Source organism: Mameliella sp. CS4 (assembly GCF_019392335.1).
Taxonomy (GTDB): domain Bacteria; phylum Pseudomonadota; class Alphaproteobacteria; order Rhodobacterales; family Rhodobacteraceae; genus Antarctobacter.
Map to the genome: position 1 here is coordinate 26,167 of NZ_JAHXRQ010000017.1, position 23,530 is coordinate 49,696.

The window sequence follows — 23,530 nt, forward strand, 5'->3', positions numbered from 1 at the left end:
ATGCCCTATACATACGAAAAAGACGGCGCGGCCATCTACAAGGAGAGCTTTGCCACCATCCGCGCCGAGGCAGAGCTGGCCCGCTTTGCCCGCGACGAGGAACAGGTGGTGGTGCGCATGATCCATGCCGCCGGACTGGTGGGGCTGGAACGCGATGTGAAGGTCTCTCCGGGGATGGTCTCGGCGGCGCGCGCGGCGCTGGAGGCGGGCGCGCCGATCTTTTGCGATGCCTTCATGGTCTCCGAAGGGGTGACGCGCAAACGCCTGCCGGCGGCGAACGACGTCATCTGCACCCTGCGCGATCCGCAGGTGCCGGAACTGGCCGCGAAACTGGGTACGACGCGTTCCGCGGCGGCGCTGGAGCTGTGGCGGCCCCGGCTGGAGGGCGCGCTGGTGGCCATCGGCAACGCACCCACGGCGCTGTTCCACCTGCTGGAAATGCTGGAAGACCCGGAGTGCCCGCGCCCGGCGGCGATCATCGGCTGCCCGGTCGGTTTCGTCGGCGCGCGTGAAAGCAAGGACGCCCTGTGGGAGGCGCGGCCCGTGCCGTCGCTGATCGTCGCAGGACGGCTGGGCGGCAGCGCCATCACCGTCGCGGCCATCAACGCCATCGCGAGCCGCGCGGAATGAGGGGCGGGACGGTTTTTGGCGTCGGGCTGGGCCCCGGCGACCCCGAGTTGATGAGCGTGCGCGCCGACCGGCTGGTGCGCAATGCGCGGCATGTTGCCTTTTTCCGCAAGGCGGGTCGGTCGGGCCGCGCACGCGGGATCGTGGACGGGATGCTGCGCGAGGGCGCGGTGGAATTCGCGATGGAATACCCGGTCACGACCGAAATTCCGCTCTCGGACCCGCGCTACAACCAGATCCTCTCGGCCTTCTACGCCGATTGTGTCGCGCATCTGAAGGCGCTGGTGGCGGCGGGCGAGGATGTGGTGGTACTCTGCGAGGGGGACCCGTTTTTCTACGGCTCCTTCATGCATCTCTATACCCGGCTCAAGGACGACGTGCCGGTGCATGTGGTGCCCGCGATCACCGGCATGTCGGCGGCCTGGACGGCGACAGGCGCGCCGGTCACCTGGGGGGATGACATCCTCTCGGTCCTGATGGGCACGCTGCCGCTGGCGGAACTGACGCGCGGGGCGCTGGATGCCGATGCGCTGGTGGTGATGAAGATCGGGCGCAACCTGCCCAAGATCCGCGAGGCGCTGCTGGCGGCGGGCAAGATGGATCGCGCCTGGCTGGTGGAATACGCCAGCATGGAGGGCCAGACCGTCATGCCGCTGGCCGAGGCATCGGACCGCGTGTCGCCCTATTTCTCCATCGTCATCGTGCACGGGCAGGGGCGGCGGCCATGAGCGGCTGGGTCGTGATTGCCGGGCTTGGCCCGGGGGACGAGGCGCTGGTAACGCCCGAGGTGACGGCCGTCGTACAGGAAGCGACCGATATCGTCGGCTATATTCCCTATGTGCGCCGCATCGCGCCGCGTGAGGGGCTGCGCCTGCACGAAAGCGACAACCGTGTGGAGCTGGACCGTTCCCGCCATGCGCTGGACATGGCGGCAGAGGGACGGCGGGTGGTCGTGGTTTCGTCGGGCGATCCCGGCGTGTTCGCAATGGCCTCTGCGGTGTTCGAGGCGGTGGAGGCGGGGCCGCCCGCATGGCGGTCGCTGGAGATCCGCGTGCTGCCCGGCATCACCGCGATGCTGGCGGCGGCGGCAAAGGCCGGCGCGCCATTGGGCCATGATTTCTGCGCCATCAACCTGAGCGACAACCTCAAACCCTGGGCGCTGATCGAAAAGCGCCTGCGGCTGGCGGGAGAGGCGGATTTTGCCATGGGCTTCTACAATCCCCGCTCGAAATCCCGGCCCGAGGGGTTTGGTCGCGCGCTGGAGGTCCTGCGCGAGGCCTGTGAGCCGGAACGGGTGATGATCTTTGCCCGCGCCGTGTCCACGCCCGAGGAAGACTTGCGCGTGGTCCGCCTGTGCGATGCCACGCCCCAGATGGCGGACATGCGCACCGTTGTCCTTGTCGGCTCGTCCCTGACACGGGTGATCGAACGCGACGGCGGCGCGCCTTGGGTCTACACCCCCAGGTCCGTCCCGGCATGAGCCAGCCAGTCGAGCACCTCCGCCGGGGTGGCGACCTCGCGCCTGTCGGGCAGGGCCGGACGGTCGATCATCAGCACTGGGATGTTCAGCGTCCGCGCGGCGTCGAGCTTGGCCGAGGCGCCGCTGCCGCCCGCGTTCTTAGACACCACCAGGTCGATGCCGTGATCCTGCATCAACGCACGATCCCCGTCGGGGGTGAACGGGCCACGGTCCACCACGACGTGATATTCGGCAAAGGGCGGCGGGGTTTTCGGCGGATCGACCAGCCGCAGCAGGTAGAAATGCTGCGGGTTGGGGGCAAATTCGTCCAGGTGCATCCGGCCCACGGCCAGCATGACGCGGCGGGGCGCCGTGTCCAGCGCGGCGACCGCCCCGGCAATGTCCGGAACATGGCGCCAGCGATCCCCGGCCTGCGCATGCCACGCGGGCCGCGTCAGGGCCAGCATGGGAATGCCTGCCTCACGGGCCGCGTGCACCGCGTTGGCGCTCATCTGCGCGGCAAAGGGATGGGTGGCGTCGACCAGATGCGTGACGCCGGTGTCGCGGATGTACCGTGCCAGCCCCTCGATGCCGCCGAACCCCCCGACGCGCTGCGGCAGCGGCTGGCGGCGGGGCCGCTCGACCCGTCCGGCAAAGCTGACGGTGCCCTGCAGCCCGCGGTCCGCCATCAGGTTGGCCAGCGCCGTGGCCTCTGTCGTGCCGCCCAGGATCAGAAGGTTCGGGGTCATGTCTGAGGGCGCTCCCTGGTTGGCGATCATTGGTCTGGGCGAAGATGGACCGGGGGGGCTGTCCCCTGCAAGCCGTGCCGCGCTGGAGCGGGCCGAAATCGTCATGGGGCCACCGCGTCACCTGGCCTTGCTGCCGGATCTGGATGCTGAGCGGGTGGACTGGCCGGTGCCTTTTGCCGACGGGCTGGACCTTTTGCAGGGCTTTCGCGGGCGGCAGGTGGCGGTGCTGGCCTCGGGCGATCCGTTCTGGTTCGGCGCGGGCAGCGTGATTGCGCGGCGCTTTGCGCCCGGTGAATGGCGGGCGCTGCCGGGTGTCTCCTGTTTCTCGCTGGCGGCGGCGCGGCTGGGCTGGGCCCTGGACAGGACGCTGTGCCTTGGACAGCACGCGGCGCCTTTGACGCGGTTGCGTCCTTACTTGGCGCGCGGTGTCCGCATGATCCTCACCCTGCGCGATGGCGGGGCCGTGGCGGACCTTGGCGGGTATCTTGCCGGGCTTGGTTTCGGCGCCTCGACGTTCTGGGTGATGGAGGCGCTGGGCGGTCCGCGCGAACGGGTGACCGAGGTACAGGCCAGGGCGGTGTCCGGGACGTTTTCGCATCCGGTTGTCGTGGCTGTCGAGGTCGTGGGCGAGGGTGCCGCGTTGCCCTGTGCCTCTGGCATCGAAGACGCGTTTTTCGACAGTGACGGCGTGATGACAAAGCGCCCGGTTCGGGCGCTGACGCTGTCGGCCTTGGCGCCGAAACCGGGGGAGCGCCTTTGGGACATTGGCGGCGGGTCGGGCAGCATCGGGATCGAGTGGCTGTTGAGCCATCCGACGACCGAAGCCCTTGCCATCGAGCCGCGCGCGGACCGGATCGCGCTGATCCGTGCAAATGCAGCGGCGCTGGGTGTCGACCGGTTGCAGGTGGTCGAAGGCCGGGCGCCGGAGGCCCTGGCGGGGCTGGACGCGCCGGATGTGGTCTTTGTCGGCGGAGGGCTGGTCGCGGAGCTGCTGGACTGGCTGTTTTCGCATCTGCCCGGCGGAACGCGGTTGGTGGCCAACGCGGTGACGCTGGAAAGCGAGGCGCAGCTGATCGCCGCACATGCGGCACGGGGCGGCGACCTCTTGCGGATCGAACTGGCACAGGCGGCGCCGCTGGGACCGCGCCGGGGGTGGAAAGCTGCCTACCCGGTTGTGCAATGGAGCGTCGTTCTGTGATTGTCGCGGGGTTCGGATTTCGGGACGCGGTTTCGGTTCAGAGCCTTGCCGACGCGCTGGAGGTGGCGGGATCGGGGCAAACCGTCTCGGCGCTTGCCACTGCGGCGGACAAGGCGGACAGGCCCGCATTTGCCGCCTTTGCGCGCCAGCTGGGGCTGCCGGTGATCGGGATTGACGCCGCCACGCTCTCGGCGCAGGAGGTGCAAACGCAATCGGAGGCCAGCGCGGCGGCGCGCCAGACCGGCAGCGTGGCAGAGGCGGCGGCGCTGGCGGCGGCGGGGCGTGGGGCGCGGCTGATCGTGCCCCGGGTGGTCTCGTCCGACCGTATGGCCACCTGCGCGCTGGCAGAAGGAGAGGGCGCATGACAGTTCATTTCATCGGGGCGGGGCCGGGCGCGGCCGACCTGCTTACCCTGCGCGGGCGCGACCTGATCGCTGCCTGCCCGGTCTGCCTTTATGCCGGGTCTCTGGTGCCCGAGGCGGTTCTGGCGCATTGCCCGCCGGGGGCGAAGATCGTGAACACGGCGCCGATGGATCTCGATGCGATCATCGCGGAAATCGCCTTGGCCCATGAGGCAGGACAGGACGTGGCGCGGCTGCACTCCGGCGACCTGTCGGTCTGGTCGGCCATGGGCGAGCAATTGCGGCGGCTGGACGCGCTGTGCATTCCCTATGACGTGACGCCGGGCGTGCCTTCGTTCTCAGCCGCTGCTGCCGCGCTGGCGGTGGAACTGACGGTTCCGGAACTGGCGCAATCCGTGGTGCTGACCCGCACGCAAGGGCGCGCCTCGCCCATGCCCGAGGGTGAGAGCCTGGCGAATTTCGCCCGCACGGGCGCGACGCTGGCGCTGCATCTGTCGGTGGGGCAACTGGAAAAGGTGCAGGCCGAGCTGCTGCCCGGCTATGGTGCCGACTGCCCCGTGGCCATCGTCTACCGGGCGAGCTGGCCCGATCAACGGGTGATCCGTTGCTCCCTGGGAACATTGACAGAGGCGGTGGACGAGGGCATCGCGCGCACCGCGCTGATCCTTGTCGGCCCGGCATTGGGCGAGGGGCCGCGCGCCGAAAGCCGGCTCTACGCGGCGGATTATGACAGGCGCTACCGACCCCAGAGCGCCGAAAGCCCCTGGGCGGAGTGGCACCATGGCGATGACTGAACTTCCCTCCGGCCTGATGATCTCGGCCCCCGCCTCGGGGACCGGCAAGACCACGGTCATGCTGGGCCTTTTGCGGGCGCTGCGCGACGAGGGGCTGACGGTGCAACCCTTCAAGTCCGGCCCCGATTACATCGACCCGGCCTTTCACCTCGCGGCCAGTGGGCGCGCCTCTTTCAACCTTGACACCTGGGCGATGGACGGCGGCTTGCTGGACGCGGTCGCGACGCAGGCCTGCGGCGCGGACATCTGTATCGGCGAAGGCTCGATGGGCCTTTATGACGGGGTGGCGACGCGCGGGCAGAGCGGGTTCGGATCCTCGGCAGAGACCGCGCGGCGCATGGGCTGGCCCGTGGTGCTGGTGGTGGACGTGGGCGGACAGGCGCAATCGGCGGCGGCCACGGCGATGGGGTTCCGTGATTACATGCCCGATCTGCCCTTTGCGGGGGTGATCCTGAACCGCTGCGCCTCTCCCCGGCACGAGCGGCTGACGCGGCTGGGCATGGAGAAGGCGGGGATCGAGGTGCTGGGCGTGCTGCCCCGGCGCGGCGACCTGACCCTGCCGGAACGCCACCTGGGCCTGATCCAGGCGGTCGAGCACCCGGACCTGGAGGCGGCAATCGCCGGCTATGCTGATTTCCTGCGCAACCACGTGGACCTTGCGGCGATCCGCGCGGTGGCGGATGGGCTGTCGGACGCCCCGGCCACCGGGCTGCGCCCGTCGGCGGCCCGCCCGCCTGCCACATCCGATCTGCCCCGTCCCCCGGCGCAGCGCATTGCGCTGGCGCGCGACGCCGCGTTTTCCTTTACCTATCCGCATCTTCTGGAAGGCTGGCGGGCGGCAGGGGCGGAGATTCTGCCGTTTTCGCCGCTTGCGGACGAGGCCCCGGACGACAGCGCGGATCTTGTCTGGCTGCCCGGAGGCTATCCCGAGTTGCACGCGGGGCGGCTGGCCGCGGCGGACCGTTTCCGGGCCGGCCTGCGCGCCTTTGCCGAGACGCGGCCGGTGCATGGTGAATGCGGCGGGTACATGGCGCTTGGCGCGGCATTGGTGGACAAGGAGGGCGTTTCGCATCAGATGGCGGGCCTTCTTGGGCTGGTGACCTCCTACGAGAAGCGCAAGTTTCACCTTGGGTACCGCCGCGCGGTGCTGAAGGCGGGGATGCCGGCAATGGCACCGGGGACTGCGCTGCGTGGGCATGAATTCCACTATTCCACCATCCTCGACCAGCCCGACGCGCCGCTGGCGGCGGTGGCGGATGCGGATGGCAACCCGGTGCCCGAGACCGGCTCTTGCAAGGGGCATGTCACCGGCACCTTCTTTCACCTCATCACGGCGGAGGCCCCGGCATGAGCGGTTTCGTCAGTTTCGTGGGCAGCGGCCCAGGCGATCCCGAGCTTCTGACGCTCAAGGCCGTGGACCGGCTCAAGCGCGCCGACGCGGTGCTGTTCGACGATCTGTCCTCGGGGCCGATCCTGAGCCATGTGCGCCCCGGTGCCGATCTGATCGGCGTGGGAAAACGCGCCGGGCGGCCCTCACCCAAGCAGAACCACGTCAGCCAGTTGCTGGTCGACTACGCGCAGGAGGGCGGATGGATTGTCCGTTTGAAATCAGGGGATTCCGGGTTGTTCGGGCGGCTGGAGGAGGAACAGGTGGCGCTGCGCGCGGCGGGGATCGACTATGAGATCATCCCCGGTATTCCCTCTGCCGTGGCGGCGGCGGCGGCCTGTGGCATTCCCCTGACCCGGCGGCTGACGGCGCGGCGGGTGCAGTTCGTCACGGGGCATGATGCCAGCGGCGAGTTGCCGCCGGACCTGGACCTGCGGGCGCTGGCCGATCCTGGCGCGATGACCGTGGTCTTCATGGGCAAGCGGACTTTTCCGAAACTGGCCGAGGCGCTGATCGGCGCAGGGCTGCCCGGGACGACCCCGGCCATTCTGGCCGAGGCGGTCTGTACCGCCGAGCAGAGCCTGCACCGGGACACGGTGGCGGGGCTGTCGGCGCGGCTGGCGGGCGAGGTCGGGACCAAGCCCGCGCTGATCCTGTATGGGCCGATGGCCGAATTGGGGGTGGGATTTGACTGAGCTCTGGCTGGTCGGGATCGGGACCGGCAACCCGGACCATCTGACCCTGCAGGGCCAGCGTGCGCTGCGCGAGGCGGCAACGGTTCTGATCCCGAGAAAGGGCGCGGCGAAAGAGGATCTGGCCGAGGTCCGCCACGAGATCTTGCGGCGGGCGGGCGCAGAGGCACAGGTTGTGCCCTTTGAAATGCCGGTCAGGGACGAGAGCCTGCCCTACCAGGAGCGGGTGGCGCGCTGGCACGATGCCATTGCCGACCGCTGGCTTGCGGCGCTGGAGGGCGCGGCAGAGGGCCCCGTGGCGTTGTTGGTCTGGGGCGATCCGGGGCTGTACGACAGCACGTTGCGGATCGCGGAGCGGCTGGACGGTGAGAAAAAAATCATGGTTTTTCCGGGGGTTACGGCGCTTCAGGCGCTGACGGCCGCACATGCCATCCCGTTCAACACGGTGAATGGCGCCGTGGTTGTCACCACCGGGCGGCGGCTGCGCGATCACGGCTGGCCCGCAGGGGCAGAGACGATCATCGTCATGCTGGACGGGGAATGCTCGTTCCAATCCCTTGATCCAAAAGGGGTTTCGATCTGGTGGGGCGGGTTCCTCGGGATGCCGGAACAGGTGCTGGAGGCCGGGCCGCTGGACGAAACCGGCCCCCGGATCGTGGCCACGCGGGCCGAGGCGCGCGCCCGGCATGGCTGGATCATGGACACCTACCTGATGCGCAAAGAGGGCGTATAGGCGGCGCGGCCCCTTGGACGTTTTGTACAAAACGTACGTCGAAATCAGCATTTTGTACAAAGCGACAAGGGATCGTTAACCTTTTTCTCCGGCTGGCCGGGGAACGGGCAGGAAATCCGGACTCGGCGAACGCAGTTTCGTTGCTAGACTGGCACGCGAATCCTGTTGCCCGGAACCCGATTTCAAATGTCCATTGCCCGTTTGACCGCCGCCTCTATCCTTGCTTTTGCTGGCCCGCTTCACGCGCAGGACCTGATGCTTTTCCCGCCCGAAACCTTTGGCCAGGTCGTCGCGCCCCGGAACGAGTCGATGCTGGACGTGCAGCTCGAGGCGCAGGTGGGGGCTTACAACAACGAGTTCGTGTCCAACTACGGCGACAGGTCGATCTTTGCCCGCACGGGGCGCGCCGTGGGGATGCTGCAGATCCTGACCAATGTCGGCCACGCGCCCTGCACCGGCTTTCTTGTCGATGGCAACATGCTGGTGACCAACCACCACTGCGTTCCGGGCATCCTCGACCACCCGCGCATGAAGGAGAAAGGCGCGACCAGCATCGCGGCGGTGCAGTTCCATGCCGGGTTCCTGCGCGATGGTCTGACCGAAGGGGTCAAGAGCTTTCACGTCAACCCGGTGCCCTTGGAGACCAGCGAGGCTCTGGACTACACGGTGCTTCAGGTTCTGGGCGACGCCAATGCCGAGTTCGGCGCGCTGGAGTTGACAGCGGCACTGCCCAACGACCGCGATCCGTTCTGGGTGATCGGCCACCCGATGGGCGAGGCGCAGCGCATCAGCCGCGAGAAATGCCAGGCCGACAGCCCGGCGGTGGCCTCGCACAGGCTGCGGCACACCTGCGATACCTTGCCGGGCAACTCGGGCTCGCCGGTGATCGACGCGGGCAGCCAGAAGGTGATCGGGCTGCACCATGCGGGGAGCCGGGCGGGCGAGGTGAATTACGCGGTGCCCATGGCGGAGATTCTGGCGCAGAGCAAGGTGTTGAAGGCCAGTGTCGGGGGCGGGGATGCCGACCTGTCAGCGCTGCAGGCGGAACTGGCGCGACTGCGGGCCGAGCGCAAGGCGGAGCGGGCGAAGGCAGAGGCAGAACGCAAGCGGTTGGCCGAGGAGGCCGAGCGGCTTGCCTTGGGCAAAGCAGAGGCGGAACGGCTGGCGCGTGTTGCGGCCGAGGAGGAGAAACGGAAACTGGCGGAGGCCGAAGCGGAACGCGAAAGGCTGGTCAAGGAGGCGGCAGCCCGACAGACGCTGAAAGATCAGGAACGGACATCTGCCGAACGGGAGCGCAAGGCGAACTCGGCGCTTTTGGCGGCCTTGAAAGTGATGGAGGTGGCCGCGCGACGGGAGGCCTTGCTGGCCGTGACCAAGGACCACGCTGCGACGATGGCGGCACAAGCTGCGGACCTGGCCTTGGCGCGACTGTCCAGCCTTGACCCTCCGGCCCCGACGCCCGGAGCGCCAAAAACCGTGACAGCAGACCCTGCAGGTGCGACGCGCTTGGCCGCTTTGGCGGTACCGGCCCCCGAGGTGAAACCACTGTCGGACGCAGAGGCCGAGGCGGGGCTTGACCTGGGCGCGGACGACTACCTGGAAATCCAGCGCCAACTTGACGCCTTGGGTTTTGGCCTTGGTACCCCGGACGGCGTTTTTGGTCCCGCCTCAAGGCGCGCGACGCGCGCCTTTCAAAAGGACCGGGGTCTAGAAGAAACCGGCTATTTGAACGCCGGTCTCGTGGCCTTGATCGCCGAGCGACACGAGGCGGCGCCAGCCGACCTGGACGGGGAATACATGATCTATTTCAAGCGCAGGTGGGACGACGATTGGTTCACCAAAAATCCTGCTCGCGATTATTCTCCGGGCCGGACAGAGACCTTGGCCAAGCTGCTCGTCAAGCGTGAGAATGGCCGATTGACCGTCCTGAGAGTGACCGACCAGACACTTCTGACGCGCAACGACGCGTACGAGGACATCCGGCTATCGTTGTCGGATGACGGTGATTTCAGCGTGCAAACCACTGTCAATTACCTGTTCCGAAAATCGCGGACGCGGCAAGTTTCGGTCAGTGCGGACTTGCCTGAACGCTGGACGGTCAACCGGGCGGTCACCTTCGAGGGCGGCATGTATGATCCCGCCTTTCGTGTTCATATCTGGATGCAGCGTCTGAAGTGACGGGTCCGGCGGCCGTGGAATGTCCTAGACCGGCACCAGCCTGCCTTCCGTCAGTTCCAGCGCACAGGGCGCGATCTTTTCGCGGAACGCCGGATCGTGGCTGACCAGCAGGATCGGCAGGGGCAGGGCGTCGATGATCTCTGTCAGGCGGGCGGCATTTTTGGGGTCGAGCGCATTGGTCGGCTCGTCCAGCAGCAGCACCTCGGGCGACATGGCAAGGACCGTGGCCAGCGTCACCAGGCGCTTTTCGCCGCCCGACAGTTTATGCGTGACGCGGTCGCGCAGGTGCAGCAGGTCGAGCACCATCAGCGTCTGTTCGACCACGGCCAGCGCCTCGTCCCGGGTCTTGCCGAGGTTCAGCGGGCCAAAGGCCACGTCCTCGGCCACCGTGGGGCAGAAAAGCTGGTCGTCGGGGTCCTGGAAGACAAGGCCGATGCGGCGGCGGACCTCGTGGAAATCCTTTTCGCGGCTGCGGGCCTGATCAAAGATGGTCACGGTGCCCGAGGTAGGCCGTTGCAGCCCGAGGATCATCCGCAGAAGCGTCGACTTGCCCGCGCCGTTGGGGCCGGTGAGGGACAGGCGCTCTCCGGGGCCGAGGCGCATCGAGGCGCCCGCAAGCACCGGGGGCTGGCCGGGATAGGCAAAGTGCAGATCGTCCAGTTCGATCATCGCAGCATCAGTTCCAATGTCAGCAGCGCCGCGAAGGCGCCAGTGAGGACAAGCGCAAAGAGCGCGTCGGCCCGGGTGGTCCGGAAGTCCTGCAAAAGCACGATCCGGCCCGAGAATCCACGGCATTTCATGGCGCCCAGCAGGCGTTCGGAGCGTTCGATGGCGCGCACCATCATCATGCCGACCAGGTAGCCGAAGCTGCGGTAGCTGTGCCAGGAGGTCGAGGGGCGAAAGCCGCGCACCTTCATGGCGGCGCGCAGGCGCAGGTATTCCTGCCGCAGCACCTCGACGTAGCGGATGGTGAACATCAGCAGGTGCACCAGGGTCTCGGGGGTGCGCAGGCGGTAAAGCGCATGGCCCAGCGTCACCGGCTCCATCGTGCCGACAAGGGTGATGAGCGCGAGGACCACCGCATTGGCGGTCAGGCCGATCTGCACCGCGCGGGCCAGGCCCTGCCAGGAGGCGGGATAGCCCCAGAGGGTGAAGATCGGGTCGCCGGGCACGGTGAAGGGCAAGAGCGCCAGCATGAAGAGGATGAAACCGTCGACCATCGCGACACGTTTCAGCGTCCTGCCCGGGGGCAGGCGCGACAGGGCCAGGAGCGTGAGCGAGAGTGCCAGCGCGGCGGTCAGCGCGACAAGGTTGTCGAGCGCCACGACGAAGATGCCGTAGGCCACGGAGGACACGACGCGCACGCGCGGGTCCAGTGCGGCGATGGGGCCGGGGCCGCGCCGGGTGCCGTCGCCGGGCAGGGCGGCGGTGGTGTTCGACAGGATATGCGTCACGCGCTGCCCTGCGTCTTCAGCTGGCGGCGGGCCGCGATGTAGAAGCCCAGCCCGAAGAGCCCGAGGATATACCCCATGCCGCCCAGGATCGTCTGCAGGTCGTTCTTTTCGCGGTAGGCGGCGATTTCACGGCGCAGGGGGCGCATCTCGTCGCGGACGATGCGGGCGATCTCGGCGCGGTCGGCGTCGGACAGCGCGACACCCGGAGCGGCGGCAGTGGTGGCAGCCGGGGCGACGGGTTCGGGCGCAGCGACGCCCAGGATCCTGGCCACGTCGGCGGCGGACATGGTGACATCGGCCACATGGCCCGCGCCCAGGTCGGCGCGGAAGGTATGGGCGACGGGTTCGGTCGGCTCGAAAAGAAAGAAGCCGTCTTCGTCGGTCACGGTCTCGCCCAGTAGCGCGCCGTCGGGGCCGAAGACCTGGACCGGCTGGTCGGTGGCCATGTCGCCGTTGGAAAAGCCGACTTCGCCCTCGATGGCGCTGCCCGAGGGGAAGACGGCGGCGATAACCTTGTGTGCCAGCGCCGGGACGGGCAGGGCCAGCAGGGTCAGGACAAGAGCAAGCCGGATCATGCCTCGACCTCCTTCATCGAGAGGAAGAGATCGGGTTTGACCTTGCGCGCCAGCAGCACGGCAAAACCCGTCAGCAGGCCCTCGATCACCATGATCGGCAGATGGGCGACAAAGACCAGATGCGCGACGGCAAGGAATTCGTCGCCGGAGAACATCAGCGACAGGGCGACGAAAAGCGTCGTCAACGCGGTTGCGCAGGCCCCGCCGATGCCGCCCCAGATCCCCGCCCAGACCGGGCCGCCGCGCAGGATCAGCGGACGGAAGACCAGCCCGACGATCACCGCCGCAAGGGCGATGTTGACGGTGTTCACGCCCAGCACGGTCAGCCCGCCAAAACCGAAGAAGACCGCCTGCAGCACCAGCCCGACAAAGAGCGCCGGAAAGGCGGCCCAGCCGAGGATCAACCCGGCCAGACCGTTGAGGATAAGGTGCACCGACGACGGCCCCACGGGCACATGGATCAGCGAGGTCACGAAGAAACTGGCCGAGAGCACGCCGGCCGCCGGGATGCGGTCCAGCGGCAGGGCGCGCAGGCCGAGGGCAATGCCCCCCACCGCCGCCACGGCGCCGCCGATGACGACCGGGTTCGAAAGCGCTCCGTCGACGATGTGCATCTTGGCTTACTCCAGGTCCCAGGCGCGGATCCAGATCACCGCGTCCTGGCTCAGTTCCTTGCCCTCATGTTCGGTGACGGGGCCGGCGCCAAGGGCGGCAAAGCCCCAGTACCCCGCCTTGGGCACGCCGAAGGTGAAATAGCCGTTTGCGTCGGAAATCGCCACGACGGCGCCGCCGGGGGGCGGGGTGGTGACGGGATCGGTGGCACGGGCGCTGTCCATGTCGGGCTCGGCGGCCATGTACTCGATCTCGATCTCGGCACCGGCAACGGGTTCACCGTTGGCCAGCACCTGCCCGGTGAAGGTGGAGCCGGCGATGATGTTGTAGGGCTTGTTCAGCGGCAGGATCTCCACCGGCAGGCCCACGGGTTTGTCCCAGTCTGTCGGCAGCGTGCTGCGGTTGAGGAAGGTCTTGGTGATCTGCTGGATGTAGATGTCCTCGGATTCCTCGTAGTAGGGCGTGGGCACCGTCACCAGCACGTAATCGCCCGAGCGTTTCACCGGGACCGAGCCCAGGAAGGCGGCGGCGGAGTTGCTTGCGCCGGTAAAGGTGATCGGCTCCAGCCTGTCGATCAGATCGGTCTTTTCGCCGCGGTGGATCATGAAGAATTCCAGCGGGCGCTGCATGTCCATGACATGGCCGTTATCGAAGGGGTGCCAGAAGATCAGCTTGACCGGCACGTCCCCCGGGCGCTGGATCAGCGTGTCGGTGGTGTATTCCAGCAGGAAATGCGCGGGCGCCGCCGTGGGCAGCGCCATGATGGCCGCAGCAAGGACCTGTTTTCCAAGGGTAAAAAGAGTCACTGTCAACGTCCTTGTCCAGTTTGCGCCATCCCCGGCGCAATGCGGTGGAAACGTGGGACAAGGTGGCCGGGGTCCGGACAGGACACAGGCCAGACGCTCACCCCGACGTCCGGTGGAACCGCGGCCTTCTGGGCCACGGGTGTCCGGCAGGTCTCCTGACTCGCGGGTCGGTGCCTGGGCCTGCCTTCCCGGATTGCTCCAGTGGCGTATTGGCCCGGCTCTCCGCTTACAGTTGCGGGGGCAGTTGCCGGATTGGCGCGGATGCGCCGCACGGCATTCCCTCTTTCCCCCGGACAGTCGCCTGTCCGGGACCGGTCACGGGAACGTGTGTGACAGATGCACGGGGAGGGGGCAATGGGCAATGTGATCGGGGCGCGGGCTGGCTCGGTTTGACGGTTGACGGGGCCGGGCGGGAGGCGGATAGCTGTAGCAACACCGCTATCGCTAACGGAGGGCAGGGCATGAAACGCTCGCGCATCAACGCCATCATGACGGAGGCGGACGAGATGATCCGCCGTCACGGGTTCACCCTGCCACCCTTTGCGCAGTGGTCGCCAGAGGCCTTTGTCGCCCAGGCGGGTGCGGCGCGGCATGTGATCGACTCGCGCTGTGGCTGGGACATCACCGACTACGGCGCCGGGCGCTATGACGAGATGGGGCTGTTCCTGTTCACCCTGCGCAACGGGCTGCTGGATGACCTGACCTCGGGGCGGGGGATGTGTTACGCGGAAAAGCTGTTGATCTCGAAACAGGATCAGCTGTCGCCCATGCACACCCATGTCATCAAGGCCGAGGACATCATCAACCGGGGCGGTGCAACGCTGGTGGTGGAGCTTTACGGGTCTGACGACCAGGGCAATTTCGCCGAGGATCGCGGCGGGCGCGTCATGTGCGACGGGATCGTGCATGACTATGCCCCGGGCGAAAAGCTGCAACTGGCGCCGGGCGAGAGCGTCACCCTGCGGCCGGGCGACTGGCACGCCTTCTGGGGCGAGGGCGGCGACGTTCTGATCGGCGAGGTCAGCACGGTGAACGACGACGAGACCGACAACATCTTTCGCGAGCCGATCGGGCGGTTTTCCGAGGTCGAGGAGGACGAGGCGCCGCTGCACCTGCTGGTCAGCGACTACACGGCCTGGCTGGAGGCCTGAGCAGGGCTTGCCAAGGCGCAAGGCGGACGCCACTCTCCGCCTGTCAGTCGAGGGGAGCAGGACATGCTGAGACGTGCACTTGGACCGGGCGGGCCGGAGGTGTCGGCGCTGGGCATCGGGGCGATGTCCTTTGCGGGCTTTTACGGCGCGGTGAGCAAGGAAGAGAGCCATGCGGTCCTGGACACGGCACTGGACGCCGGGGTCGATCACATCGACACCTCCAACGTCTACGGCATGGGCACCTCCGAAGAGATCATCGGCGCCTTTCTGAAACGCTACGCGGGCAAGGGGGGCAGCCCCTTTCGCATCGCCACCAAGGCCGGGATCACCCGTGACCCGGACACGGGCGCGCGCTGTTTCGACAATTCCGCCGCCCACCTGGAGGCAGAGCTGGACAAGAGCCTGAAACGGCTGGGGCTGGAACAGGTCGACCTGTTCTATGTCCACCGCCGCGATCCCCGGATCGAGATCGAGGAGGTGACGGACTCGCTGGCGGCGCTGATCCGCAAGGGCAAGATCGCCTCTTTCGGCTACTCCGAGATCGCCCCCACCAGCCTGCGGCGCGCCGCCGCCGTGCATCCGGTGGCCGCCGTGCAGTCGGAATACTCGTTACAGACGCGCCTGCCGGAACTGGGGCTGGTGCAGGCCTGCGAGGAGCTGGGCACCGCGCTGGTCGCCTTTTCGCCGGTGGGGCGGGCGCTGCTGTCCGACACGCCGCCAACGCCGGAACGGGTCGCGGCGGCGGCGTTTCTCAAGGTCAATCCGCGCTTTATCGGCGGCAACCTGGAACGTAACATCGCCGCCAGCCAGCCGTTCCGCGATCTTGCCGCCGAGGCGGGCTATGCCACGGCGACGCTGGCGATCGCCTGGGTGCTGTCGCAGGGCCGCACCGTGCACGCGATTCCCGGCACCCGCAGCCCGGGGCACCTGCATGAACTGGTGCGCGGCGCCTCGATGATGCTGGGCGACGAGCTCAAGGCCGAGATCGAGCGCCGCCTGCCGCTTGGCTGGGCGCATGGGTCGCGCTATTCGGCGGACCAGTGGATCGGCCCGGAATCCTACGGTTGAGCCCGGCCCACACAATCACAAGGACAGTTGACATGGATTACGTTTTCCCGCCCGCACCGCAGGCCAGCACCGCCGTCGAAGGCAGCGCGGCGCGGTTCCCGGTGCGCCGGATCTTTTGCGTCGGGCGCAACTATGCCGCCCATGCGCGCGAGATGGGCAAGGACCCGGATCGCGATCCGCCCTTCTTCTTCACCAAACACGCAGGTGCGGTGGTCGCCGCCGGGGCAGAGGTGGCCTATCCGCCCGAGACGCAGGACTTGCACCACGAAGCGGAGCTGGTTGTGGCCATCGGCACGGGCGGGCGCGACATCGCCGTGAAGGACGCGCTGTCCCATGTCTGGGGATATGCCGTCGGTAACGATCTGACCCGGCGCGACCTGCAGGCCGAGGCCAAGGAACACGGGCGCCCCTGGGACTGGGCCAAGGATTTCGACGCGTCGGCCGTTGTCGGCCCGGTGCATCCCCTGGCCTCGGTCGGCCATCCGGACAAGGGTTTCATCCGGCTGTCGGTCAATGGTGAGACGCGCCAGAACGGTGACCTGGCCGAGATGATCTGGACCGTGCCAGAGGTGATCTCGATCCTGTCCCATTCGATGAAGCTGGAACCGGGCGACCTGATCATGACGGGCACGCCGGCGGGCGTGGGCGCGCTGGTGCCCGGCGATACCTGCGCGGTCGAGATCGAGGGGTTGGGCCGGATCGAGACGGTGATCGGCCCGCGCGGCTAGTGAGAGGCCCGGTTTCAGGACTCTCAGGGTGACGTGACGACACCGCGCGCCAAAGAGCCGACCAGGGGATCTGCCCTGTTGGCTGGCCGGTCCAGAAGGCGCATGGCCTCTCCCGGAAACAGCGGGACCGTCCCGGAGAAGGCTGTCCGCCACGGGTTTCAAGCGCAGTCGAAAGATGTGCCGGGTCCCGGCGGCCCGTGACGGGCCACCGGGCGCCGGGGTCAGGACGCCTGGCTGTAGCGGGCGCCCTCGGGCGTGTAGCCGTCGAAGAGCCGGGCCACCATCCGGGTCAGGGCGCGGCCCTCGGGGTGGATGGCAAGGGCGGTGTCGCCAAGCTCGACGAGATCGCCGAACCGCTCGGCGGCCAGGATCATTTCGGTCCGCAGGCTGTCGGCATCGGGGCCGAACTCGGCTCGTAGCGCGTCCAGGTCCAGCCGGAAATCGCACATGACCATCTCGATCGCGCGGGCGCGCAGCAGGTCGTCGCCCGTCATGACGTGGCCGCGCGCGCCTGCGAGTTCTCCGGCCTCGATCCGCTGGACATAGGCGGGCGTGGCGGGGGCGTTCTGGACATAGCCCGTGGGCAGGCGCGAGATAGACGAGGCGCCGAGGCCGATCAGCGTGGCACAGCTGTCGTCGACATAGCCTTGGAAATTGCGCCGCAGGTGGCCGGTGCGCGCGGCGACGGCCAGCCCGTCATCCGGGCGGGCGAAATGGTCGATGCCGATGCTGTCGAAGCCTGCCTCGGCAAAGCGGCGCGCGGCCAGTTCCGCCAGCTGGAAGCGTTCCACCTCATGCGGCAGCGTGGCCTCGTCGATCAGCTTTTGCCGCTTGGACATCCAGGGGACATGGGCATAGCCGAACAGCGCGATGCGATCCGGCGCCAGATCCAGCACCTTGGCCACGGTGTCGTTCAGCCGAGCCGCGTCCTGGTGGGGCAGGCCATAGACCAGGTCGGCGTTCAGGGACCGGATGCCCGCCGCGCGCAGATCGTCGACACAGGCGCGGGTCACGTCGAAGGGTTGCAGCCGCCCGATGGCCTCTTGTACCACGGGGTCAAAGTCCTGGATGCCGATGCTGGCGCGATTCATGCCTTCGGCGGCCAGCGCGGCGATCTTGGCGCGGTCCACCATCGTCGGGTCGATCTCGACCGAGAATTCGCAATCCTCGGTGGGCGGGATCACCGCCTTGACCGCCTGCGCCAGCCTGTGAATCAGGGCCGGGGGCAGGATGGTGGGCGTGCCGCCGCCCCAGTGCATGCGGCCCATGCGCAGGCCCTTGGGCAGGGTGTCCCGCACCAGCGCCAGTTCCTGTTCCAGCGTGCCGATGTAGCTTTCGACCGGGGCCAGCGTCTGCGTGCCCTGCGTGCGGCAGGCACAGAACCAGCACAGCCGCTCGCAAAAGGGGATGTGGATGTAGACAGAGACCGGCACGGCAGGATCCAGCGCGGCCAGCGCCTGCGCCTGGTCCAAAGCGCCGACCTGCGGCGTAAAGACCGGGGCGGTGGGATAGGAAGTGTAGCGGGGCACCCGGGCGTCGAAGAGGCCGAGGGATCTGAGGCGGTCGATCTGTATCATGCCTTTCCCTTGCGCCTTTTGCGGCCCGCGCACTTTGCGCAAGATCAAGGTTCAGGCAGGAAAGGGCGAGACGCCGCTCAAGAGGCTGTGCAAGTGCAGGCTGCCCAGCCAGAGCGCCAGTCCGACCGGCGCCCGCAGGCCCATGCGGCGGCCATTGGCGCGCAGCCAGTCGCGGCGCAGCAGCGGGGCGGGTGAGAGAATCGCGGTGGCCGCGACAGGTGCCACGGCCTATGACCTGAGGCGACGGAAGGCCAACCCCAGGCGCGGCCTTGCCGTTCGGATCTGGCCCGGGCGGGCGCGACAGGATACCCCGTGCGGGCCGCGGATTCGCGTGGCGGGATGGGGCTGAAAACCCTTTCGGAAGCTGCTAGGGAAAAGCGGTCATCGCGGATGAGCCGCGCGGGGCACAAGGATGCACAGGGCCAGAGGAGCAGGTGGAGAGATGAGAGCAGAGGTTGTTTCGGCCGCCCGCCTGTCCGTGGCGCCGATGATGGACTGGACCGACCGGCATTGCCGTTATTTCCACAGGCTGATCTCCGGCCGCGCGCTGCTGTACACAGAGATGGTGACAGCGCCCGCGCTGGTGCGCGGCGGGGCGCTGCATCTTCTGGACTTCGACGCCTCGGAACATCCCGTGGCGCTGCAACTGGGCGGGTCGGACCCGCAGGAACTGGCGCAGGCGGCAAAGCTGGGGCAGGCGGCGGGCTATGACGAGATCAACCTGAACTGCGGCTGCCCGTCCGACCGGGTGCAATCGGGCACCTTCGGCGCGGTGCTGATGAAACACCCGCAGACCGTGGTCGACTGTGTCAGCGCCATGCAGGACGCGGTGGATGTCGAGGTGACGGTGAAATGCCGTATCGGCGTCGACGATCAGGACCCCGAAGAGGTCCTGCCCGAGTTTCTTGCCCGGCTGGGCGCCGTGGGCTGTTCGCGCATCATCATTCACGCGCGCAAGGCCTGGCTGCAGGGGCTGAGCCCCAAGGAAAACCGCGACATTCCCCCGCTGGACTATGACCTGGTGCAGCGCATGCGGGGCCTGTTCCCGCATCTGCATCTTTCGGTCAACGGCGGCATCACCGATCTCGACCAGGCCGCGGCCTTTCTTGAAAACGGGCTGGACGGGGTCATGGTGGGCCGCGCCGCCTATCACCAGCCCTGGGACATCCTGGGCGAGGCGGATGCGCGGATCTGGGGCGACGCCCGGGACCAGAGCGCCGAGGACGTGGCCCGCGCCATGCTGCCCTACATCGAGGCGCATCTGGCCGCGGGCGGCAAGCTGCACCAGGTCACACGGCACATGCTTGGCCTCTTTTCCGGTCGTCCGGGCGCGCGGCGCTGGCGGCAGATACTCTCGACCGGGGCCACGCGCGAGGGCGCGGGGCCGGAACTGGTCGAAGCGGCGCTTTCACATATCGGACCAGCAAAGGCGGCCTGAACAACATGGATCTTTCGGTACTTCTGCCCCTCGTGGGCATTCTCGTGGTGGCGGCGGGTTTCGCCGGTATCCTGGCGGGACTTTTTGGCGTGGGGGGCGGGATCATCCTGGTCCCGGCCTATTTCTACGTTTTCTCGGCAACGGGGTTTGACGGGCCGCAGCTGATGCAGATCTGCCTGGCGACCTCGCTGGCCTCGATCATCGTGACCTCGACCCGCTCGGTGATGGCGCATAACAAGCGTGGCGCGGTGGACTGGGGAATCCTGAAATCCTGGGCGCCGGGGATTGCGCTGGGTGCGGTTGTGGGCGTGCTGATCGCCGCCGGGCTGCGGTCGGACGCGCTGGCGGTCATCTTTGCGGTGCTGGCGACGATCGTGGGGATCTACCTGGCCTTCGGGCGCAAGGACTGGCGCATCGCGCCGCAGATGCCGGGCACGGTGACCCGCTCGATCCTGTCGCCGGTGCTGGGGTTCCTGTCGGTCCTGATGGGGATCGGCGGCGGCAGTTTCGGCGTGCCGCTGATGACCCTCTACAGCGTGCCCATGCACCGCGCGGTGGCGACGGCGGCGGGCTTTGGTCTCTTGATCGCGGTGCCCTCGGTGCTGGGTTTCATCTTCGTGCAGGTCGATGGCGCGCCGCCCTGGACGCTGGGCGCGGTCAACGGGCCGGCCTTCCTGATCACCATCTGCATGACCGTCCTGACGGCCCCGCTGGGGGCAAAGCTGGCGCATGCGCTGGACGCGATGGTGCTGCGGCGCATCTTTGCGGTCTTTATCCTGCTCGTCGCGGCCAACATGATGCGCGAGGCGCTGTGGGGCTGAGCGCGCTGGAAACGCGCGGCTGGACCCGCTTTGCCGCAGATTGCGCAACGCTGGACTGGGCGGCGGCGGCGCATGAGGCGGGCTGCGCCGCGCTGGCCGATCCGGTACAGCGCGAGACCTGGCTGCAATGCGAGGGGACCTGGTTCGTGGGCGTCGATGCCCTGCCCACGGCGCCTGACGGCAGCATCGGGGGCGTGCCCCTTGCCGGACCCGCGCCCGCGGCGCTGGCGCCGCTGCCGGATCTGCACCCGGCGCAGCTGTCGATCACCTTTCCCGGCTATCCGCGCCCCCGCTCGGGCGAAAGCGAGGCCGGGTTTCGCTATCGCCTGAAGCGCGACGCGGCCCATGTGGACGGGGTGCTGGCCGAAGGCGAGGCCCGCCGCCGCCGCATCCGCGAGCCCCATGCCTGGATCCTCGGCCTGCCGCTGACAGAGGCGGAGGCGGGGGCCAGTCCGCTGGTTGCCTGGGAGGGCAGCCACCAGATCATGCGCACCGCCCTGCGCGCGGCGCTGGCAGGTCATCCGCCGGAGACCTGGGGCGAGGTGGATATCACGGATGCCTATCAGGCCGCGCGTCGCCGCTGTTTCGAAACCTGCCGCCGGGTCGAACTGCCCGCCGCGCCGGGCGAGGCGCTCTTGCTGCACCGGCTGACCTTGCACGGAATTGCCCCCTGGGCCGAGGGCGCCAAGGCGCCACCGGAAGGCCGCATGGTGGCCTATTTCCGCCCCCAGGTCACGGGCGGCGCGGAAGCCTGGCTCGCCGGGTGAGTTCCGCGCCAAGCCCCCGGGCTTCTTCTCTGCAAAAATACTCCGGGGGGATCGACCGCAGGGAGATGGGGGCAGCGCCCCCTTTTTTCCGAAACCAACCGACGGCGGGCCGCTGGCACGCTCAGTCCCGGGACTTCACCCGCGCCGCGCGCCCGCCGCGCCGCTTGCGCAGCCGGCCGGCGCGATCGGGCAATTCCTCGAGCACCTCGCGGCGTTCGTCCTGGCTCATGCTGGACCACATGGTGATTTCGCGCGCGGTGCGCAGGCAGCCAGTGCAGAGCCTTTCTTGCGGATGGATCACGCAGACCTTGATGCAGGGGCTTTGGACCTCGTTGCGGGACCAGATGTCGTCTTTCATACCCATCTACTCCGGCCTACTCTGGCGCGTCCGCTGCGCCGGGCTGTGCGTTCAGATACCGCATCCGGTCCAGTGCTCCTTGCAGGATATAGGCGGCGGCGACGTGGTCGATGACCTCGGAGCGACGTTTTCGGGTCGTATCCGCCTCCAGCAGGGCCTTTTCCGCCGCCACGGTCGACAGGCGCTCGTCCCAGAAGGTGATCGGCCCCTCCCATAGGGCGGCGAAATTACGGGCGAAAGCGCGGGTCGACTGGCAGCGCGGCCCCTCGCTGCCGTCCATGTTGCGCGGCAGGCCAAGCACCAGCCCGCCGATGCCGCGGGCCTGCAGGATCTTGACCAGCGCTGCCGCGTCGACACCGAATTTCTTGCGTTTGACGGTTTCCAGCGGTGTCGCGACCGATCGGAAACTGTCGCTGACCGCAACCCCGATGGTCCGCGTCCCCAGGTCCAGTCCGGCCAGGGCGACCATCGGCGGCAGCTCGGCTGTGAAGGTGTCGATGCTGTTGTGGATCATTCAGTGCGCTCCTTGCGGCAGCCCGCGATCCGGACCCGCGATCCGGATGAGCGCCTTGCGGCGCGCTGGGTGTCTCGCCTGCGGCCTGTGGCCTCCGGCTCGGGGTGGGGGGCGCTGCCCCCGTCGCGCATGGCGCGACTCCCCCGGAGGTATTTGTCTGCCCAAAGAAGGCAAGGGAGAGGCTGCATCCGGCATGGAGGTCAATCAGCAACCCCGGCGCGTTCGGCGGCGCCCCTGAGCATGTCCAGTGCCTCGGGGCTTTCGGCAAAGACGGTCTGTGCCTCTGCGTAGATCGCGCTGGCGCGGTCCGTCTCACCCAGGACGCCCAGAGACGAGATCAGCCGCGCCCAGTCTTCGACCGGGCCGCCTTCTTCGGCGAGGCGGCTGGAAAGCTGGCCCACCATGCCGCGGATCATCTGCTGGCGTTCCTCGGGGGTCATGTCCCGCGCCGCGTCGATGTCGGCGGCGCTGGGTCCGCGTGCCGTGCCACCGGCAAGTTGCGGCATCTGGAAGTTCTGCACCCCGGCCATGAAGGCCAAGTCCTGGATCTGGTCGCTGATCGGCTGAACCCAAGGGTCCTGCGCGCTGCTTTCGCGCAACAGCTTGTTCCACATGCGGAAACCGACGTCGGGGCGGCCCACCTGGGCCATCATCAACCCGCCGTAATACCGCGCCACGCCGTTGTCGGGATCGCGCGAGAGGGCCTGTTCCAGCACCGCCTGGGCCTCGGGCGAGACATAGCCGCCGGCGGCGAGGATCATCATGTCGGCGAGATCGGTGAAATCCTTGGCCGTGGCCGCGTCCCCCTTGAGCCGGATGACCTGGCTCTGGGCCTTGTAGGCCGCCGAGAAGTTCCCCAGTGCCGCCTCGGACCGGGTCAGCAGGACATGGCCCTGGATATCGTCGGGGCGGGTTTCCACCGCCTTGCGCAGCCGTTCGACCAGCGCCTGGTACTGCGGCGTGGCATCGGGCGCGGCCTGCGGCGGAATGCGGGCCTCGATCGTGGCCTGAGAGGGGCGGCTTTTCAGCGCTTCCTCGGCGCGGGCCAGCCGCGCCTTGAGCGGCACGTCGCCATAGCCCGGAGCCCCCATCTGCGTATAGAGACCAAAGCCACCGCCCACCACCAAAAGCGCGATGACCGCCGCCAGGGCGAACCCCAGAACCCGAGGCTGGTCGCTGCCGCTGCCGGGCGCCTGCAGCTTGGCGTCCGCCGACAGCAAGCGGCGCGAGATCTCGACCCGCAGGCGCTCGGCCTCCTCGGCGGGGATCTTGCCACGGGCGGCGTCCGCCTCGATCTCTTTCAGCTGGTCGCGGTAGACCTCAAGATCATAGGCCTCTGCCGGGCCGGTGGCGCGCCGTCCGCGCAAGAGGGCCAGAACCAAAGCCCCTGCGCAGAGCAGGGCCAAGGCGGCGGTCACTATCCAGAATACGGTCATCGGCCTCCCTTTCTCCTGTCTCACTTAAGGCGCTGCCGGGCCGGAA

27 protein-coding genes and 1 riboswitch are annotated in these 23,530 nt (G+C 68.1%); of the genes, 16 read left to right on the top strand and 11 right to left on the bottom strand.

Translation table 11 applies throughout. The features are described from left to right. The 3 genes from KZZ07_RS18375 to cobJ are packed head-to-tail and all read left to right on the top strand — an operon-like array spanning position 1 to position 2,107. Positions 1-630 carry a precorrin-8X methylmutase gene (locus KZZ07_RS18375; protein WP_219516318.1) on the top strand — a complete coding sequence of 210 codons (630 nt, stop codon included), beginning with the start codon at positions 1-3 and terminating at the stop codon, positions 628-630. Then, positions 627-1,355: a precorrin-2 C(20)-methyltransferase gene (locus KZZ07_RS18380; RefSeq protein WP_219516320.1), complete on the top strand. Its 729-nt coding sequence runs from the start codon at positions 627-629 to the stop codon at positions 1,353-1,355. Before KZZ07_RS18375 ends, KZZ07_RS18380 begins: the two co-directional genes overlap by 4 nt. Beyond that, positions 1,352-2,107 carry a precorrin-3B C(17)-methyltransferase gene (cobJ, locus tag KZZ07_RS18385; protein WP_219516322.1) on the top strand — a complete coding sequence of 252 codons (756 nt, stop codon included), beginning with the start codon at positions 1,352-1,354 and terminating at the stop codon, positions 2,105-2,107. Before KZZ07_RS18380 ends, cobJ begins: the two co-directional genes overlap by 4 nt. Here the strand turns inward: cobJ and KZZ07_RS18390 are convergent. Beyond that, the gene (locus KZZ07_RS18390; RefSeq protein ID WP_219516324.1) at positions 2,080-2,835 is read right to left on the bottom strand and encodes a cobalt-precorrin-6A reductase; all 756 of its coding nucleotides are present in this window, start codon (positions 2,833-2,835) and stop codon (positions 2,080-2,082) included. The two genes, cobJ and KZZ07_RS18390, sit on opposite strands and share 28 nt — an antisense overlap. On the opposite strand from KZZ07_RS18390, the gene cbiE reads away from it, so the two are divergent. The 7 genes from cbiE to KZZ07_RS18425 all read left to right on the top strand — a co-directional run bounded on the left by cbiE (position 2,834) and on the right by KZZ07_RS18425 (position 10,179). After that, complete coding sequence (gene cbiE / locus KZZ07_RS18395; protein ID WP_219516326.1) at positions 2,834-4,033, top strand: precorrin-6y C5,15-methyltransferase (decarboxylating) subunit CbiE; 1,200 nt, start codon at positions 2,834-2,836, stop codon at positions 4,031-4,033. The two genes, KZZ07_RS18390 and cbiE, sit on opposite strands and share 2 nt — an antisense overlap. Continuing rightward, the gene (locus KZZ07_RS18400) at positions 4,030-4,398 is read left to right on the top strand and encodes a cobalamin biosynthesis protein (protein WP_219516408.1); all 369 of its coding nucleotides are present in this window, start codon (positions 4,030-4,032) and stop codon (positions 4,396-4,398) included. The genes cbiE and KZZ07_RS18400 overlap by 4 nt, the downstream gene beginning before the upstream one ends. Further along, positions 4,395-5,189 (top strand): precorrin-4 C(11)-methyltransferase, encoded by a 795-nt coding sequence (gene cobM / locus KZZ07_RS18405; RefSeq protein ID WP_219516328.1) that lies wholly within the window; start codon positions 4,395-4,397, stop codon positions 5,187-5,189. Before KZZ07_RS18400 ends, cobM begins: the two co-directional genes overlap by 4 nt. Further along, a complete protein-coding gene (locus tag KZZ07_RS18410; protein ID WP_219516329.1) occupies positions 5,182-6,540 on the top strand; it encodes a cobyrinic acid a,c-diamide synthase CobB in 1,359 nt (452 codons plus the stop codon). The genes cobM and KZZ07_RS18410 overlap by 8 nt, the downstream gene beginning before the upstream one ends. Further along, the gene (gene cobA / locus KZZ07_RS18415; RefSeq protein WP_219516330.1) at positions 6,537-7,271 is read left to right on the top strand and encodes a uroporphyrinogen-III C-methyltransferase; all 735 of its coding nucleotides are present in this window, start codon (positions 6,537-6,539) and stop codon (positions 7,269-7,271) included. Before KZZ07_RS18410 ends, cobA begins: the two co-directional genes overlap by 4 nt. Next, entirely contained in the window at positions 7,264-8,001 is a 738-nt protein-coding gene (cobF, locus tag KZZ07_RS18420) for a precorrin-6A synthase (deacetylating) (protein WP_219516331.1), read from the top strand. The genes cobA and cobF overlap by 8 nt, the downstream gene beginning before the upstream one ends. A 186-nt stretch (positions 8,002-8,187) precedes the next feature. Next, positions 8,188-10,179 carry a trypsin-like peptidase domain-containing protein gene (locus tag KZZ07_RS18425; protein WP_219516332.1) on the top strand — a complete coding sequence of 664 codons (1,992 nt, stop codon included), beginning with the start codon at positions 8,188-8,190 and terminating at the stop codon, positions 10,177-10,179. A gap of 24 nt (positions 10,180-10,203) precedes the next feature. On the opposite strand, the gene KZZ07_RS18430 is transcribed toward KZZ07_RS18425, so the two are convergent. Genes KZZ07_RS18430 through KZZ07_RS18450 form a run of 5 tightly spaced genes read right to left on the bottom strand, consistent with a single transcriptional unit; the run spans position 10,204 to position 13,581 of the window. Further along, positions 10,204-10,848: an energy-coupling factor ABC transporter ATP-binding protein gene (locus KZZ07_RS18430; protein WP_219516334.1), complete on the bottom strand. Its 645-nt coding sequence runs from the start codon at positions 10,846-10,848 to the stop codon at positions 10,204-10,206. Then, on the bottom strand, positions 10,845-11,633 hold the full coding sequence (cbiQ, locus tag KZZ07_RS18435) for a cobalt ECF transporter T component CbiQ (protein WP_370631204.1): 789 nt from the start codon (positions 11,631-11,633) through the stop codon (positions 10,845-10,847). The genes KZZ07_RS18430 and cbiQ overlap by 4 nt, the downstream gene beginning before the upstream one ends. Next, positions 11,630-12,208, bottom strand: a complete 579-nt coding sequence (locus KZZ07_RS18440) for a NikL family nickel/cobalt ECF transporter subunit (RefSeq protein WP_219516335.1) — start codon at positions 12,206-12,208, stop codon at positions 11,630-11,632. Before KZZ07_RS18440 ends, cbiQ begins: the two co-directional genes overlap by 4 nt. Continuing rightward, positions 12,205-12,822, bottom strand: coding sequence for a cobalt transporter CbiM (cbiM, locus tag KZZ07_RS18445; RefSeq protein ID WP_219516336.1), 618 nt, complete (start codon positions 12,820-12,822; stop codon positions 12,205-12,207). Before cbiM ends, KZZ07_RS18440 begins: the two co-directional genes overlap by 4 nt. Positions 12,823-12,828: 6 nt before the next feature. Next, on the bottom strand, positions 12,829-13,581 hold the full coding sequence (locus KZZ07_RS18450; protein ID WP_219516410.1) for a DUF4198 domain-containing protein: 753 nt from the start codon (positions 13,579-13,581) through the stop codon (positions 12,829-12,831). A 173-nt stretch (positions 13,582-13,754) separates the two neighbouring features. Further along, positions 13,755-13,957: riboswitch (cobalamin riboswitch) on the bottom strand. Positions 13,958-14,087: 130 nt separating this feature from the next. Here KZZ07_RS18450 and KZZ07_RS18455 point away from each other — a divergent pair. The 3 genes from KZZ07_RS18455 (at position 14,088) to KZZ07_RS18465 (ending at position 16,573) form a co-directional block, all read left to right on the top strand. Then, on the top strand, positions 14,088-14,777 hold the full coding sequence (locus tag KZZ07_RS18455; protein WP_219516337.1) for a D-lyxose/D-mannose family sugar isomerase: 690 nt from the start codon (positions 14,088-14,090) through the stop codon (positions 14,775-14,777). Between the two features lie 63 nt (positions 14,778-14,840). Then, positions 14,841-15,845, top strand: a complete 1,005-nt coding sequence (locus tag KZZ07_RS18460) for an aldo/keto reductase (RefSeq protein WP_219516338.1) — start codon at positions 14,841-14,843, stop codon at positions 15,843-15,845. 32 nt (positions 15,846-15,877) lie between these two features. Further along, complete coding sequence (locus tag KZZ07_RS18465) at positions 15,878-16,573, top strand: fumarylacetoacetate hydrolase family protein (protein WP_219516339.1); 696 nt, start codon at positions 15,878-15,880, stop codon at positions 16,571-16,573. Between the two features lie 221 nt (positions 16,574-16,794). Here the strand turns inward: KZZ07_RS18465 and hemN are convergent, their stop codons facing one another. Then, positions 16,795-18,150, bottom strand: a complete 1,356-nt coding sequence (gene hemN / locus KZZ07_RS18470) for an oxygen-independent coproporphyrinogen III oxidase (RefSeq protein ID WP_219516340.1) — start codon at positions 18,148-18,150, stop codon at positions 16,795-16,797. 51 nt (positions 18,151-18,201) lie between these two features. Beyond that, positions 18,202-18,375, bottom strand: a complete 174-nt coding sequence (locus KZZ07_RS18475) for a hypothetical protein (RefSeq protein ID WP_219516341.1) — start codon at positions 18,373-18,375, stop codon at positions 18,202-18,204. Positions 18,376-18,592: 217 nt separating this feature from the next. On the opposite strand from KZZ07_RS18475, the gene dusA reads away from it, so the two are divergent. Genes dusA through KZZ07_RS18490 form a run of 3 tightly spaced genes read left to right on the top strand, consistent with a single transcriptional unit; the run spans position 18,593 to position 21,176 of the window. Continuing rightward, the gene (dusA, locus tag KZZ07_RS18480) at positions 18,593-19,588 is read left to right on the top strand and encodes a tRNA dihydrouridine(20/20a) synthase DusA (RefSeq protein ID WP_255564443.1); all 996 of its coding nucleotides are present in this window, start codon (positions 18,593-18,595) and stop codon (positions 19,586-19,588) included. Positions 19,589-19,593: 5 nt separating this feature from the next. Beyond that, positions 19,594-20,409: a sulfite exporter TauE/SafE family protein gene (locus KZZ07_RS18485; protein ID WP_219516344.1), complete on the top strand. Its 816-nt coding sequence runs from the start codon at positions 19,594-19,596 to the stop codon at positions 20,407-20,409. Further along, positions 20,406-21,176, top strand: a complete 771-nt coding sequence (locus KZZ07_RS18490; RefSeq protein ID WP_219516411.1) for a hypothetical protein — start codon at positions 20,406-20,408, stop codon at positions 21,174-21,176. Before KZZ07_RS18485 ends, KZZ07_RS18490 begins: the two co-directional genes overlap by 4 nt. A gap of 121 nt (positions 21,177-21,297) precedes the next feature. On the opposite strand, the gene KZZ07_RS18495 is transcribed toward KZZ07_RS18490, so the two are convergent. The 3 genes from KZZ07_RS18495 to ccmI all read right to left on the bottom strand — a co-directional run bounded on the left by KZZ07_RS18495 (position 21,298) and on the right by ccmI (position 23,484). Continuing rightward, on the bottom strand, positions 21,298-21,534 hold the full coding sequence (locus KZZ07_RS18495; RefSeq protein WP_219516345.1) for a DUF1289 domain-containing protein: 237 nt from the start codon (positions 21,532-21,534) through the stop codon (positions 21,298-21,300). Positions 21,535-21,550: 16 nt separating this feature from the next. Further along, complete coding sequence (gene ruvX, locus KZZ07_RS18500; RefSeq protein ID WP_219516346.1) at positions 21,551-22,048, bottom strand: Holliday junction resolvase RuvX; 498 nt, start codon at positions 22,046-22,048, stop codon at positions 21,551-21,553. A gap of 200 nt (positions 22,049-22,248) precedes the next feature. Then, positions 22,249-23,484 (bottom strand): c-type cytochrome biogenesis protein CcmI, encoded by a 1,236-nt coding sequence (gene ccmI / locus KZZ07_RS18505; protein WP_219516347.1) that lies wholly within the window; start codon positions 23,482-23,484, stop codon positions 22,249-22,251. Positions 23,485-23,530: the final 46 nt, after the last annotated feature.